This window comes from Methanosarcina hadiensis, from assembly GCF_046529725.1.
GTDB classification, from domain to species: Archaea; Halobacteriota; Methanosarcinia; order Methanosarcinales; family Methanosarcinaceae; genus Methanosarcina; species Methanosarcina hadiensis.
Window position 1 is genome coordinate 1,782,585 of sequence record NZ_CP136241.1, and the last position, 14,762, is coordinate 1,797,346.

The 14,762-nt window shown below is 41.0% G+C and carries 12 protein-coding genes and 1 pseudogene; 8 read left to right on the forward strand and 5 right to left on the reverse strand.

All coding sequences use genetic code 11. From position 1 onward, the window contains the following. Positions 1 to 1,575: 1,575 nt before the first annotated feature. From RSJ42_RS07600 to RSJ42_RS07610, 3 genes are all read left to right on the forward strand, one after another. Positions 1,576 to 1,968 carry a response regulator gene (locus tag RSJ42_RS07600; protein WP_410509971.1) on the forward strand — a complete coding sequence of 131 codons (393 nt, stop codon included), beginning with the start codon at positions 1,576 to 1,578 and terminating at the stop codon, positions 1,966 to 1,968. A 408-nt stretch (positions 1,969 to 2,376) separates the two neighbouring features. Beyond that, positions 2,377 to 3,771, forward strand: a complete 1,395-nt coding sequence (locus RSJ42_RS07605) for a tetratricopeptide repeat protein (protein ID WP_410509972.1) — start codon at positions 2,377 to 2,379, stop codon at positions 3,769 to 3,771. Positions 3,772 to 4,112: 341 nt separating this feature from the next. After that, positions 4,113 to 4,910, forward strand: a complete 798-nt coding sequence (locus tag RSJ42_RS07610; RefSeq protein ID WP_410509973.1) for an SDH family Clp fold serine proteinase — start codon at positions 4,113 to 4,115, stop codon at positions 4,908 to 4,910. Between the two features lie 230 nt (positions 4,911 to 5,140). On the opposite strand, the gene RSJ42_RS07615 is transcribed toward RSJ42_RS07610, so the two are convergent. From RSJ42_RS07615 to RSJ42_RS07630, 4 genes are all read right to left on the reverse strand, one after another. Next, a complete protein-coding gene (locus tag RSJ42_RS07615; protein WP_410509974.1) occupies positions 5,141 to 6,184 on the reverse strand; it encodes an AI-2E family transporter in 1,044 nt (347 codons plus the stop codon). A 153-nt stretch (positions 6,185 to 6,337) separates the two neighbouring features. Then, the gene (locus tag RSJ42_RS07620) at positions 6,338 to 7,585 is read right to left on the reverse strand and encodes an RNA-guided endonuclease InsQ/TnpB family protein (RefSeq protein WP_410509975.1); all 1,248 of its coding nucleotides are present in this window, start codon (positions 7,583 to 7,585) and stop codon (positions 6,338 to 6,340) included. Between the two features lie 193 nt (positions 7,586 to 7,778). After that, a complete protein-coding gene (gene dinB / locus RSJ42_RS07625; RefSeq protein ID WP_410510337.1) occupies positions 7,779 to 8,888 on the reverse strand; it encodes a DNA polymerase IV in 1,110 nt (369 codons plus the stop codon). Positions 8,889 to 9,039: 151 nt separating this feature from the next. After that, positions 9,040 to 9,687, reverse strand: coding sequence for a hypothetical protein (locus RSJ42_RS07630; protein ID WP_410509976.1), 648 nt, complete (start codon positions 9,685 to 9,687; stop codon positions 9,040 to 9,042). Between the two features lie 499 nt (positions 9,688 to 10,186). Here RSJ42_RS07630 and RSJ42_RS07635 point away from each other — a divergent pair, with 499 nt between their 5' ends. The 3 genes from RSJ42_RS07635 (at position 10,187) to RSJ42_RS07645 (ending at position 12,240) form a co-directional block, all read left to right on the forward strand. Continuing rightward, the gene (locus tag RSJ42_RS07635) at positions 10,187 to 10,576 is read left to right on the forward strand and encodes a hypothetical protein (RefSeq protein ID WP_410509977.1); all 390 of its coding nucleotides are present in this window, start codon (positions 10,187 to 10,189) and stop codon (positions 10,574 to 10,576) included. Positions 10,577 to 10,689: 113 nt separating this feature from the next. Further along, positions 10,690 to 11,835, forward strand: a complete 1,146-nt coding sequence (locus RSJ42_RS07640) for a PQQ-dependent sugar dehydrogenase (RefSeq protein WP_410509978.1) — start codon at positions 10,690 to 10,692, stop codon at positions 11,833 to 11,835. A 120-nt stretch (positions 11,836 to 11,955) separates the two neighbouring features. Next, positions 11,956 to 12,240, forward strand: a complete 285-nt coding sequence (locus RSJ42_RS07645) for a ferritin family protein (protein ID WP_410509979.1) — start codon at positions 11,956 to 11,958, stop codon at positions 12,238 to 12,240. 519 nt (positions 12,241 to 12,759) lie between these two features. On the opposite strand, the pseudogene RSJ42_RS07650 reads toward RSJ42_RS07645, so the two are convergent. Beyond that, a pseudogene (locus RSJ42_RS07650) lies at positions 12,760 to 12,912 on the reverse strand (DNA polymerase IV); the annotation flags it as partial. 488 nt (positions 12,913 to 13,400) lie between these two features. Between RSJ42_RS07650 and RSJ42_RS07655 the strand changes: the two are divergent. Next, a complete protein-coding gene (locus RSJ42_RS07655) occupies positions 13,401 to 13,529 on the forward strand; it encodes a hypothetical protein (protein ID WP_410509980.1) in 129 nt (42 codons plus the stop codon). An 18-nt stretch (positions 13,530 to 13,547) separates the two neighbouring features. Next, the gene (locus RSJ42_RS07660) at positions 13,548 to 14,693 is read left to right on the forward strand and encodes a PQQ-dependent sugar dehydrogenase (protein ID WP_410509981.1); all 1,146 of its coding nucleotides are present in this window, start codon (positions 13,548 to 13,550) and stop codon (positions 14,691 to 14,693) included. Positions 14,694 to 14,762: the final 69 nt, after the last annotated feature.

Genomic DNA, 14,762 nt, shown 5'->3' on the forward strand with positions numbered 1-14,762 from the left:
TAAAGAAACATATTGGCATTAAAAATGCCAGCTTCTTATGCGAAAATCATTATTGAATCCAGTCTTGCAGTACCCGTTTTAGTCCAGTAACTGCAGATATCACAGTACTGGGTCTCGCCATCTGAGCGCATTTTCAAGTCAGCGTTGCATTTTGGACATATTTTCAAACTTTTCATGAATAAAACCTTATGTTTTTATTTTTTAATTTGATTAGGAATTTTTTTTATTTTTTTTATTATATTTTAGCGTAAGAGAGGCTAGCATAAGAGAAGCTAGCGTAAGAGAAGCCTAGAGGTGCTGTGTATACTGTATCCCCCAATACAGTCTCTCCGAATATTATGCTCCCCCAAGCAAATTATTCAAAGAAGGTTCAGCACCTCCAAGAGATTCTTTTTGATGATACCCCAGTTCTGTTCCCCAACTCCAGCACATAGTAATTGCACAAATTATATTAAATAAATTATATCAAAAATTGTTTTCAAGCAAAAAATAACTTGACATAAAAAATTTCAAGCACATCAAAGCTTTTTATTAAGCGGTACTTAGAAGCGAAGAACCATGCTATAAACTATTGTTTCAAAGGCACGATAATAGTATAACAATTGTTTCAGAGGCACGGCAATAGGACCAATGTTTACAAAGGCACAGGATTCCAATTGAGACCCGCATAAACTACGAAAAGCCAGTTTAGTGGTCTAATTTGAGAAGCCTTATGCATCAAAAATACTTGCTAAATTGATAAGGCAACATAACATAATTCTCATATCCAGGCGTTATACAGAAGAACAATAAAGATAACTAAAAAAATCCTGGCTCTGGATATAATGATCAGGCCTGTTTTCGTGTAGTTGAAGATTTAACAGGAATTATTTGCTGTTAACAAATAATTCAATTGTAAGGAATTTTTTAATCCGTGAATTATATAAATCTGTAGTATGTATGTGGAGCAGTTGATTAAAAGCAAAGAGGTTATCTTTTAATCATCGGGTTAAGTCACGGAATTGGGAGCCAGGCAACAGGTGGCAGTCAGCTCCCAATAAAAATAAACTTATTTTGATTTAAACTATTGAGAAGTGAAATAAAGCAATAACACTGTTTCTTAACATAATTCTACCAAAACTAAAAAACTGGATATCTGTTTTAAAACTGGATATCTGTTTTAAAACTGGATATCTGTTTTAAAACTGGATATCTGTTTTATAATTGCCCCTATGTCAGGCTACGAACCTGGTATTTAAGATTGCATTCCAGACGTATTACATTCTGGACATGCTCCTTTAATTATTGTGCCCGGTGGTAGTGCAGCATCCATATCCAGAAAATGTTTTCTCCCATGTTCAGGTTTAAGCTGATGTTCGAATTCCCAGGCGTATTTTTACAGGCAATATCTATGTTAGTTTAAAATTTTTCACCTGAACATTTTTTTTGTTTTAAGACAATTTTCCACTTAAGTAATTTAATATAGTTAGAAATAATATAGAATTTCAGTATCAGCAATACTTTTTTTTGAACGTAATTTCAGAATAGAGCTGGTAAGTATTCAATATTTTGCCTTAACTGCAAGGAGAGTCCCCCATGAAAGTATTGATTGTAGATGATGATCCCTCATTTTTAGAGATATCAAAGACATTCTTAGAAGTCTTCCACAATATACCCTCCGATACTGTGGGCTCTGCAAAAGAAGCTCTCAATATGTTAGAGAAAGACTCTTATGATGTCATAGTCTCTGATTATGATATGCCTGTTATGAATGGTATCATGTTCCTGAAGACTATCCGTAATAAAAAAATCAATACTCCTTTCATTCTATTTACGGGAGTCGGAGAAGAACTTATGCACCAGGCAATACAGAGCGGTGCAAACTCTTTCATGCTAAAAACCAGTGACCCGAAAACCCAGTATCTGGAGTTATCAAAACAGATCTGGAAGGTTACGACTAAAAGTACAAACATTGGTCCAAATTTCTAACACTTTTTTACTCTTCTGCGTACAGGATTCAATATTTTTCTCTTTTTACTGCCTTATACAAACAGGGGGAATATTCCGGACAGCAACAGGAAAATAATGGGGTAATTTAAGATATTCTGGCAGGTTTCATGCTCTGATTCCACTATGTTGCATGGCTTATGGAAAAAAAGGTGATATTTTCATACTCTGGCCTTCACAGAGAAAAAAAGTGAAGCAATCCGTTTTATGATTCATTTTATAATTTTATAAACTTTAAGACTCAACCGATATATCCTGTTAAAGGCAATATATCCTGTAATACCCTAATATAGGATCAACCCGGATATTACAATTAGAAATCCCATTCAGGATCTCAATCGTTCTTTTTTTCGTTCAGGAGGGTGAATTACGACCAATTCAAAGAATTATTTGGGAAAAGAGGAAATACCTGCTGATAGTGGCTCTATTGAAAATGATAGGGTTTTGCTTGAAAGATACATGGAGAAGTTAAAGGACCTGGATGCAGAACTGCTTGCACCTGAGGATGAAATAGCTCTGGAAGAAGCTTTCAGGCTCGCAAAAAGAGTTCTAAAGCCTGAGGAGTTGATAGACAGGTTTACAGCTGTTGCCGACCCATTCTACAGATCAGCAGCCTGGAAAATCCTTTTACCAATATACGAAGAAATGCTTGACACTGCAGAGAGAGAACTCGGACCTGAAGCCCCAGGAACTGCAGCTGTGCTGAACGGGCTTGCAGGAATCTACCGCTACATGGGAAAGCACGAAAAAGCCATGGAGTTATTTTTAAGATCACTTGGTATCCGTGAAAAAGCGCCTGGCCCAGGTCAGCCTGAAACAGGGGATACACTCAGCGAACTTGGAATTCTATACTCCATTATGGACAGGCAGGAAGAGGCCCTTTCATATTATACCAGAGCTCTGGAGATTCAGGAAAAGTTTTTGAGTCCGGAGAACCTCGGAGCTGTCAGGACACTTAACAGGATGGCTTTTTTTTATAAAGGAATTGAAAAGCCGGATAAATCCGAAGAACTTTTTTCCCGTTCCCTCGGGCTGCTTGAAGAACTCGCGGAAAAGGAACCTGAAAATAGAAAGGTAATGGCTTATACTGCCGGTACCCTGAACAATCTTGGCGTTCTTCTTTCGGAGATGGGTAAACTTGAGGAAGCCGAAGAAACTTACGGGAAGGCGCTTAAAGTCCAGGAAAAAGTATACGGAAAAGAACACCCGCAGATAGCCCAGACCCTTAACAACCTTGCCCTGCTCTATTTCCAGACAACAAGATACGAAAAAGCCATGATCCTGTATACACGCTCCCTTGAAATCATGGAAAAGTTTGGAAAGACCGAGCATACAGGTTTTGCAACAACCCTGAACAACCTTGCAGGTGTTTATGTCCAGAAAGGCAGGCAGGAAAAAGCCCTTGAACTTTACACGCAAGCCCTGGAAATCCGTGAGCGTATTCTTGGACCTGACAGCCCTGACGTTGCAAAAACCTTAAACAACCTTGGTGAACTGTACAGGATCCTTGGGGAGCATAAAAAAGCTCTCCCTCTCTACACTCGAGCTCTGAGGATCTACGAATCTACACTCGGGCCCGCACACCCAGATGTAGGCACCACTCTGAACAACCTTGCAGGCCTGCATGAAAGTATGGGAGAATATGAAACAGCAATCGACCTTTATGAAAAAGCCCTCGATATAATAGAAAAAGAATACGGACCTGACCACCCTTATTTTAAAATTACGCGCAACAACCTTCTTGGCCTGTATGAAAAGATGGAAAGAAGCTGGCGGGGCAGATAAAAGAATCTGAAATTATAAAAGTAGGAATCTGGAATCATTAAAGTAGAAATTGAGAGATTTGAGACTATTAAAGGGCGGAAATTTTGAGAAGAGTGAAGATTTTGAGAGTAGAAATTAATAGCTTGCAGAACAAACTGATAGGGGAAGCAAAACTCTTAACAGGTCAGTTGAAGTCCTCAGGCGCTGTGAGGATTAAATTCGGGAATGGCTTCTGAAAGATTAAGTCAGGAAACTTGAGCCGGGACTGCTGGAAACTAAAGCCTGTCTAAAAAGAACTTAGGGGGAATTTTCTGGTTGTAATTGACGGTATAACATTCAGTGCCTGGGATCTAACCTTTCTTATGTTTGTTTTTCTCTTTCTTTATGCTATAATTTACCCGCAGTCCCGGCTCAAAAAAGTCCGTATGCAGCGCATAGCAAGAATGAAAGCTATGGAGAAACATCACGGATATAAAGTATTGACTATGATCCACAGGCGGGAAGCGATTTCCTTTTTCGGGCTTCCTGCCTATCAGTATATAGATGAAGAGGATGCCGAACAGGTCCTGCGCTGGATAAGGAGGTACAGGGATTATCCGCTTGAGCTGATCCTTCATACCCCAGGAGGGCAGCTTCATGCCAGCATCCAGATTGCCCGCGCGCTCAGGAACCACCCTGAGAAAACCCGGGTGCTTATCCCGCATTATTCGATGTCAGGAGGCACAATAATTGCCCTTGCAGCAGACGAAATAGTAATGGATAAGGATGCAGTTATCGGACCTATCGATCCTCAGATAGGAGATCTTATACGCGGAGTCTTTCCTGCGCCTTCCTGGATTTATGCCGCAGAAATAAAAAAAGAAGATGCTGAGGATTCGACTCTGGTTATGAGCGATGTATCGAGAAAAGCCCTGAACCTTACCCGAACCGTTGCAAGAGAACTCCTTGACGGCAAAATACAGAATGAGCCCGGAGGACAGGAAAGGCTTGATAATGTTGTCGAAAAACTGGTCAGCGGGGAAATGATACACAGCACTCCCCTCTCAGCCAGGGAGGCAAAAGAGATCGGGCTTTCAGTGAATACGGACTTTCCGGAGGATGTACACGATTTTATGAAGCTGTTCCGTCCCGTAAAAAAGAACGTGGAATATGTAGGATGAATATAAAAAGGTGGATATAAAAAATGAATATAAAAAATGAATATAAAAAATGAATATAAAAAATGAATATAAAAAGGTGGATATAAAAAATGAATATAAAAAATGAATATAAAAAATGAATATAAAAAATGAATATAAAAAATGAATATAAAAAATGAATATAAAAAATGAATATAAAAAATGAATATAAAAAATGAATATAAAATTATAATAAATTCGAAAGTTACCTTTTACTCCTTATCCGAAAGGTATTCTTCCGAAAACATCTTTACAGTGAGATAAAAATAGCCCAGGAGAAGAGGACCGATGATAATTCCTACGAGTCCGAAGAGTGAGACCCCTATAACTATTCCGAGCAGGGACTGAAAGGGATGAATTTCTCCCACTTTTTTCTGAATAACAGGCCTGAGAAAACTGTTATCTGCCACATTCAGGAGTAAACCTGTTAAAAGGATACCTATAGCTGCAGTATAATCTTGCTGAAGAAGCTGGATGATTGTTGCAGGGATCCAGATCATAGGCGCTCCGACTACGGGCAGGAAAGACAGCACTCCTGCAATGGACCCCCAGAGGAAAGCTCCCTGTATACCAAAGATAAGGAAAGAAGCAATGAGGATTCCCCCTTCAATAATGGCAATTGCTCCGCTGGCAATAAGAGTTGTGCGGACAACGTTCCTGAACTCATCGAGGAGGATAATCGTGTTTCTTGTATTGAAAGGGATTGCAATAAATACACCACGCATAAAATCCGAGTCCTCTCCAGTTAAAAGGTAATAGAAGAGAAAATACATGAGGAGAAAACCGATAACACGCTGGCCTATATTTTGAATAGAACCAAGGATTAGCAAGCTCAGGTAATTTATGGCCTGCGAAAATAGGTCCATTACTCTCTCTTCCAGGCCTGTCTGAAGTGCGCCATTAGAAATTTCCAGCCTTGAGAAAATACTGCTAAAAAGCTGGCTCCCGGACCGGATAGATTCCATAATAGCTTCCTGATTCAATAAAATTTGCTGGATCTCGGCTACGACCATACTTAGAAGGAAGTAGAGAGGGATAAGGATGACGAAGATAGAAACCACTATTACAATGGCAGCTGAAATCTGCCTGTTAAGCCTGGTTTTTTTAATGAAAAAACGGTAGATAGGTCTGAAGATCACAAAGAGAATAAAGCCTCCGAAAAGATAGCCTATATACGGGAGAATTGAGTAAATAATAATCGTGCTCAGGGTAAGAATAAGAAGAAGAGCCAGTGCCGGTCTGACCTGCTTTTCCATCAAATATAATCTGGGCTTCTATTATAAAATTATAAGCATAACAGTTCCCTTGAAACCTGATACCGCTCCAGAGCCCGGGACTGCGAATCAGGAGACAGTAACGTGAACTACCCCGCCCTGCCTGATGGCGAGGACGGAGCTTCCTTCGAGTGATTACGTCATTTGATGGTAAGATTCTAAGAATCTTTCCGACATCGGTAATCCTGTTTGTCGAAGATTATCAGAGAATTTCTGATAGCCTGTCCACAAGGCATTCTGCAATAGGAAATTTACCATGATATTGATTGCACTATTGCAATCTCTATCAATAAAATTGCCACAATCGCATTCCATATTTCGTTTCCAGAGTGGCATGTCATGGATTTTTCCACAAACATAACACGTTTTGGAAGTATAGCTTTCATCAATTTTTATTATTTTTTTACCTATAAGTTCAGCTTTATAGGCTAAAAATTCGATGAAGCGAGATAAATATCCTTGATTTTGGGTAGATCTATTCATAGCTCTTTTTCTTTTTCCTTTAAGTCTTTTGGATTGAGCCATGTTTTTTGTTTTCAGATCTCCCACAATAATAGTATTGGCCTTAGTATTGTTGACCATTTTCTTTGATAGTTTATGCTGGAAATCTCTAAGCTGATTAGATTTCTTTTTCTCCATTTTACGATAAATATTGTGTAGCCTTACCCATTTTTTGCTCTTTCTTTTACAGTGATCTCTCCTGGATTTTAGAGCATCCAGTTTTGGTTGCCAGTACTTATCAATTCTTGGAGTTTTAACTTCAAAGAATTTACCTTGAGTATTTACTGCTGTTACTATTTTTGTGATCCCGGCATCATTAGCCTGATATAAACCATTATCAATGTACTCATGTGCAGAGACTTCATAAGTAACAGAAATATAGAAATCTCCTTTAGCATGGAAAGGATCATCATTATAGATCTCGATTTGTTTTATATTTTCAAATTTCTTTCCGAGATCAAAAACAAGTTTGGTGTCATTTATTTTATGAGAGAAAGAAATGACACAACCAATCTGATAAAATCCACTTTGATTATACGGAATTGTCTGAAAATATTTCCTGCTTTTGAAATTTGGAGGTCTGGCTTTTAGATCTCCATTTTTTCTGAGTGCAAAAAAAGATCTATAATTTGCATCAAGTTTTTTTAGAACGCCCTGCAAAGTCTTTGAATAAACAGCTTTGTATTCAGGGTTTCTTTTCTTGAGATCCGGCAATTTGTTTTGTTGATCCACGTACTTGATGCTCTTTCTTTCAAGTTTCCATGCATCTTTTCTTTCGGCTAAAGCTAGATTATACAATGAACAACATTTATCTGAAAGTTCCCAAAGGACTTTCAATTGTTCTTCTGTTGGATAAATCTTAACTTTTGTCGTTAGATGCATAGCAGTATATAAACAAGAGGTCTGTGTATAAATAGGCTATCAGAATTTAAAAAAGTAAATTGTCGGGAAGTTGACGGCTTTCATCTCCCACCTGCCAGCCTGATGGCTGTCGAGGAAGGAGACTTCCCGCCTTAGAGTTAAAAACTTATCATAAAATTCCTGAGTCACTTTAATTAAACCCGCTATCCAGAGGTTAAGGGAAATCCGTGATCAGGGTCTGCCTTTCATCCCTTTCCCTGAGTTTCGTAACCCCAACTCCTACAAGCCTGAACTTTCGCCTGCCTATGAATTCTGATAAAAGCTGTACTGCTGTTCTTTTAATCACAAAGATATCCGAAGTCCAGATAGGGAGAGTCTTTGAGCGCGTATAGGTAGAAAAATCCTCAAAACGGACTTTAAGGGTTACGGTCTTGAAAAGAAAACTGTTCTTCAGGAGAGATCCGTGCACACTTTCTATTAGAAGATCCAGGGACCCTGAAATTTTTACAGGGTCACTGGTGTCTTCTGTAAAAGTCCCGTGCCTGCTTATTGATTTTATGCTTTCTTTCTCTACGACTTCTTCAAAGTCGAGCCCATTTGCAAGCTGCTTCAGCCTTAACCCCATTTTTCCAAATCTTTCGGAAAGCAGCTGGATATCGCAGTTTGCAAGCTCTTCTACCCGGTTTATTCCCATCCCTTTAAGGATCTCCCCGGTTTTTCCCCCCACGCCCGGAATCTTTGAAACAGGCAGTGGGAAAAGAAATTCCCTGACATCTTCAGGCCTGACAACAATAAGCCCGTCAGGTTTCTGAAAACCCGAAGCAATTTTCGATACAAGCTTATTAGGCCCAACCCCTACGGAACAGGTTATTCTCTGATGCCTCTGCACCTCATCCTTGATCCTGAGGGCAAAGAGGGCAGCATCTTCAAAATTACGTACACCGGGGCCTGGTATAAGGTAGGCTTCATCAATACTGACCTGCTGGAACTTTTCTGCAAATCCCCGTAAAAGCTCCATTATCCCTGCAGAGACTCCTGCATAGAGCTTCATGTTGACAGGCAAGAAAACAGCATGCGGGCAGAGCCTGTAAGCCTGAGAAATCGGCATTGCCGAATGAATCCCGTATTTTCTTGCCTCGTATGAACAGGTGCTTACAACGCCTCTTCCGGACCCTCCTTTTGGATCGGATCCCACAATTACGGGCAGCCCTTTCAGTTCCGGTCTTTCTCTAGCCTCGACAGAAGCAAAAAAACTGTCCATATCTACATGGAAGATAATTCGCCTTTCAGAAGTGTTCTTTTTAGGGTTGGAGGCAGGCATCAGGTAAGATAGAATACAGCATATAAAAAAGGCTTGAGGAAGTTGGGTGGAAGTATTAATTCAGGAGCTTGAAGCTTCTTCATTCCGGCTTATATGGCCTTAATTTATATTTCTGGAATGAAAACCTACCTGAACCCTCTGTTGAGGACTTTATTCAGTATTCTTCCGATTCTTCCTCTGCACTATAACTTATTCCATACATTGTTGCTTTCGATAAAAAACACATACCTATAGCCGGCATCAGGACCGTCCAGTAAAAAGCCAGGGGAAATATCATAGCTTCAACGCTTGCCTGGCTGAATATATCTATGAATACTAAAAAAAGAAAAAATACCGAAAAAATACCTGCCGCGGATGAAACCGTAACGTATACACTTGTTGAACTATCGGACCCATTTGAAGACAGGAAAAACAATACCGAGCCGGGGGACAGTAAAGCCAGTACAGCAATCCAGAGAGTTTCTGCCGTATTTATGGGATCGGCAAGAAATGGCTTTCCACCAGAGTAAATAAGAAGATTCACTATAACCATTAAGAATATAAAAACGCACAGAGGAACGGCCAGATACCATCTTGATAGTGTTTTTCTGGCTTCCAGCAGGAAAAGTACGGAACCAAAAAAAGAGGTAATGCTCAATAACTCGATTAGAGCGATGAAAAGAAGGCCTGATGCCAGTAAACCGGAAATTGTAGAATCCGGTGTTGTAATGGGCATAAACTCGAATAAAACGGATACAAAGCCTGTAGCCCAGGCCATCAAAAAGGCGGCTGATATCAATGCAAGACCAGTATTTATCCTCATTAACTCATCACCATGAATGTGGAGTCAGGCAGTTACATGACGGACAGTTGCAGTCAAATACAGATAATGACAGACAGTTCTGGTTAACTCCGATGCTGCAGAACTTTAGTTATACAGGATTCAGCAGCTCATCTCTAGCCGCAAAAAGACACATATTCCCTACCCTGAATAATATTAATATTACAAGGATAACAAGATAGATAATAAGAAACCCTTCTGTAAATATTACATGCTCCAGGTTTAATTAACATTGATAAAGATAGTTACTGCTATAAATGTCCTGAAAAAACATTTCATTAAAAAGGGCAGATACTATAACAGAGCTATCAATCTGAATCTCTGGCTCTTATCCGAGTCTTTGTTTTTAGTTTAAAATCGGGGGGATTCCATTAACGTAGAGCAGACCAGACCAGAAGCCGGAAAAGATATAATCGGACAGCCTTTTCCTGAAATTACATCAAAATCACTTGCAGACAGGATTGTAACCCTGCCGGAAGCCGTGAAAGGAAAAGTGGCACTTGTCTTTATTGCTTTTATCCGAAGTGCACAGAGCATGATTGACTCATGGGCCCGGCCTTTTGAGCAGGAGTTTGGAAAAGACAGCATGTTTGCTGTCTACGAAATCCCAATGATAAATAGAGGCTGGAAGGTTCTCTCCGGGATGATTGATTCCGGGATGAGAGGAGGGATACCTGTGGAGAAACACGGTTATGTAGTCACTTTTTACGGGGACTATTCAGGTTACAGGGAAGCCCTTGGAATGGAAAATACTAATCTTGCCTACGTTTTCTTACTGGACACTGAAGGCATTATCCGCTGGAAAGGGGAGGGATACGCCAGCCCTGAGACCGAAAAAGAACTCCTCAAAACTGCAAGGGCCCTCAAATAATATCAAATCTCAAGTCTGATCTTAAGTATGATCTCAAGCCTGATCTTAAGTATGATCTCAAGCCTGATCTCAAATCTGAACTCAGGTCTGATCTCTAGTAATATGGAGGGGAAATGAAAGGAACAAAGGTGATACTTGGGTTTTTTATTCTTGTTATTGTTATTTTTGCGACATATACAATCCTTAGAACCGTGCCCGTTAATGATTGCGGAGAAAACGGGACAGGGCTTGCCTGTATAGAGCTTCCGCCCGGTTTTTCTATTGATTATTACGCCGAAAGCGTTGAAGGGGCAAGATCTATGGCTCTGGGCACTAACGGGACTCTTTTTGTTGGAAGCCGTGGTACCGGGAGAGTCTATGCCTTGCCTGACCGGAATGGGGACAGCAGGGCTGATGAGGTAATCATAATTGCCGAAGGCCTGGATAGTCCTAACGGGGTGGCATTCAGGAACGGGGCTCTCTATGTAGCTGAAATCTCCAGGGTGATAAGGTACGACGATATTGAAGAAAGGCTTGAAAACCCTCCCGAGCCTGCAGTGGTCAATGGGAACTTCCCGTCAGACAGGTCACATGGGTGGAAATACATAAAATTCGGTCCTGATGGAAAGCTGTATGTGCCTGTTGGAATGCCGTGTAATGTTTGCAACCTTGAGGAAGAAGATGAGCGCTACGGGACGATTATGCGGATGGAGCCTGACGGGAGCCAGCTCGAGATCTTTGCAAGAGGAATAAGAAACACTGTAGGTTTTGCCTGGCACCCCGAAACCGAAGAGTTATGGTTTACTGATAACGGCAGGGACTGGCTTGGAGATGATCTGCCCCCGGACGAACTTAACAGGGCGTCTGAACCGGGAATGCATTTCGGTTTTCCTTATTGCCATGCGGGGGACATCCCTGACCCGGAATTCGGGGAGGCAAGAAATTGTTCGGAGTTCACAGCGCCTGAAATAAAACTTGGTCCGCATGTGGCTGCACTCGGGATGACCTTTTACACAGGTACAATGTTTCCTGAAGAGTATAGAAACCAGATCTTTATTGCTGAACATGGTTCATGGAACAGGAAAGTCCCAATAGGTTACCGGGTCACTCTGGTCAGGCTGGAGAACGGGACTCCTGTAAGCTATGAACCTTTTGCTGACGGCTGGCTTCAGGGGCTTGCAGACTGGGGAAGGCCTGTAGATGTCCTTGTAATGCCTGACGGAGCTCTGCTTGTATCGGATGATAAAAATAATGCTATCTACAGGATAAGTTATGCCTGAAAAGTGTATTCAAAAACGATACTTATAACAGATAGAGAAACCTGAAAACTAAAAACATCCTGAATTCGGTAAAAATACATATGATTGGATCTTCATATACGATAATCAGGGGGTGAATAGTTGTTATCCAAAATTCCTATTGACCTGAAGAAAGTGTCCGAAGAAAATATTGACAGGGAAATTCTCAGAGCCGGAATTATTGCCGAGATTGATGCCATAAACCTGTACGAGCAGATGGCTGCCCTTACTAAAGATGATAATATAAGAAGAGTCCTTATGGATGTGGCAAAAGAAGAAAAAACACATATCGGGGAGTTTCAGGAGCTTTTGCTCAGATTTGATACCCAGCAAAAACAGGAACTTGAGGCAGGAAGTAAAGAGGTGGAGAAGGAGCTGTCCAAGTAAACAGCCCGAATATTTTGTGGAAGCCTCTGTTTCGCCTCAACACAATTTTAGCTTCGAACTTTCTCTGAATGATATAATTATTCGATGTTTAAGATTTAATGATTCGATGATTTAAGATTTAATGATTCGATGATTTAATATTTAATGATTCGATAATTAGGGATTTCAGGAAAAGTTCTCACCTAACTTATTTTTATCCGTATCAATTTAACTATCTCAATTTTACTAATCTTATTTTTACTTCCTTATTTTACTTCTTTCACTTCCTTTCATTTTTTTATTTTATTTTTTATTCTACTTTTTTATTTTACTTCCCGTATTTTTACCTTCAATTATTGATTCCCTTCGATAAACTCTTCGATCATACGATAGGATTTGTCAACGCTGACCTGCTGGAACTTTTCTGCAAATCCCCGCAAAAGCTCCATTACCCCTGCCAAAACTCCTGCATAAAGCTATTATGTTGACAGGCAGAAAAACAGCATGCGGGCAGAGCCTGTAAGCCTGGAATATTGGCATTGCGGAACGAATCCCGTATTTTCACGCCTCATACGAGCAGGTGTTTACAACGCCTCTTCCCGACCCTCCTTTTGGATCAGATCCCACAATTACGGGCAGCCCTTTCAGTTCCGGCCTTTCTCTAGCCCTGACAGAAGCAAAAAAGCAGTCCATATCCACATGGAAAATTATTCGCTTTTCTTGAGTATTTATTACAACGGGAGCGCAGAGGGTCACGAATACCCCTATCTTTAGGTAGGGGATGAAGTGAACCCTCGCCTCTTCGTTTTTCTCTTTGAATATCTAAACCATAGTTTCCTTGTATAGAGATAGTAAATTGGACCGGAAACCGAGGTTAAAATTTCAATCGCTTATGTTCATGAAACCTCTTTAAAGGATACTTAATCATCTTTCCTAAGTAACCGGGCGGGCGGCCCGAAGCATACCCCATCCTTTAGGGTGGGGTGGCCGCCCGCAATTTGATTTTCGGACTGGAGGCAGACATTACCCTGAGATAGGATAAAACATATCAAAAAGGTTTAAGGAAGTCAGGTGAAAGTATTAACGTGATATAAAAAGTGAATCTAAAAAGGCATTTCTACAAAGCCAATAATATATAATTTGGGTAATCTTTTCAACCTTATTTTCTGGTAACTCTCGGGATGGAATATACGAATCTTACCTATGTCTTTTTGCTGGGCCAGAAGGGATTATCCGCTGGAAAGAAGTACGCAAGACCTGAGAATGAAAGAGAATCTCTTGAACTGCAGAGACTCTCGTACAATAGCTAATTTCAAGATGGTGGGGAAATGAAAGGATCAAAGACAATATTTGGGGCTTTTGCTGCGATTATACTTATTTTCGCGGCTTACGCCGCCCTGAGAACCATACCTATTGGGGAGTGTCGTGAAAACGGAGCAGAGCTGGAATGCATAGAGCTTCCGCCTGGTTTTTCCATTGATTATTACGCACAGGATGTAGAGAATGCAAGACAAATGGCTGTGAGCCCGAACGGTACGCTTTTTGTAGGAAGCCGGGATGCAGGAAAAGTTTATGCAATCCCTGACCGAAACAATGACAGTAAAGCTGACGAGGTAATTGTGCTTGCTGAGGGCCTGGATTCGCCAAACGGGGTGGCGTTCAGGAACGGCTCGCTATATGTCGCTGAGATCTCCAGAATAACTCGCTATGATAATATCGAGGCAAGGCTTGAGGATCCACCCGAACCCGTTGTGCTTAATGATAGTTTTCCATCCGACCGCCGTCACGGCGTGAAATATATCAATTTTGGACCTGATGGGAAGCTGTATGTGCCTGTAGGAGTGCCATGCAACATTTGTAATAAGGAAGGGGAAGACGAGAGGTACGGAACAATCACGAGAATGGAACCCGATGGAAGCCAGTTTGAGATCTATGCAAAAGGTATAAGGAATACCGTTGGTTATGACTGGAACCCAGACACTGAAGAATTATGGTTCACTGACAATGGGAGGGACGGTCTTGGAGATAACATACCTCCGGATGAACTCAACCTGGCACCTGAAAAGGGAATGCATTTTGGTTACCCCTATTGCCACGGAGGAGATATTCCTGATCCGGAATTCGGGGAACTCAGGAACTGCTCGGAATTTACACCTCCTGAGATGAAACTGGGCCCGCATGTGGCTTCACTTGGAATGACTTTTTACACAGGTACAATGTTTCCTGAAGAGTATAGAAACCAGATCTTTATTGCTGAACATGGTTCATGGGATAGAACAGTTCCAATAGGATACAGGGTTACTCTTGTCAGGCTGGAGAATGGTACGCCTGTAAGTTACGAGCCTTTTACCGATGGATGGCTCCAGGGGCTTGAAGCCTGGGGAAGACCTGTGGACGTTCTTGTAATGCCTGACGGAGCCTTGCTTGTCTCGGATGACAAGAATAACGCGATTTACAGGATCAGCTATAGCTAAGAAATGAAAATACTGATTTGAAGGATTATCCGAACATCCTGCTACCTGACCCGGGTGACTTTAAGGTAT

Bases quoted from the DNA above. Each gene is read 5' to 3' on its own strand.
- RSJ42_RS07610 (WP_410509973.1), top strand. From the start codon at position 4,113: ATGTTTGTTTTTCTCTTTCTTTATGCTATAATTTACCCGCAGTCCCGG.
- RSJ42_RS07660 (WP_410509981.1), top strand. From the start codon at position 13,548: ATGAAAGGATCAAAGACAATATTTGGGGCTTTTGCTGCGATTATACTT.
- RSJ42_RS07615 (WP_410509974.1), bottom strand. From the start codon at position 6,184: ATGGAAAAGCAGGTCAGACCGGCACTGGCTCTTCTTCTTATTCTTACC.
- RSJ42_RS07630 (WP_410509976.1), bottom strand. From the start codon at position 9,687: ATGAGGATAAATACTGGTCTTGCATTGATATCAGCCGCCTTTTTGATG.
- RSJ42_RS07640 (WP_410509978.1), top strand. From the start codon at position 10,690: ATGAAAGGAACAAAGGTGATACTTGGGTTTTTTATTCTTGTTATTGTT.
- RSJ42_RS07655 (WP_410509980.1), top strand. From the start codon at position 13,401: ATGGAATATACGAATCTTACCTATGTCTTTTTGCTGGGCCAGAAGGGA.
- RSJ42_RS07600 (WP_410509971.1), top strand. From the start codon at position 1,576: ATGAAAGTATTGATTGTAGATGATGATCCCTCATTTTTAGAGATATCA.
- RSJ42_RS07620 (WP_410509975.1), bottom strand. From the start codon at position 7,585: ATGCATCTAACGACAAAAGTTAAGATTTATCCAACAGAAGAACAATTG.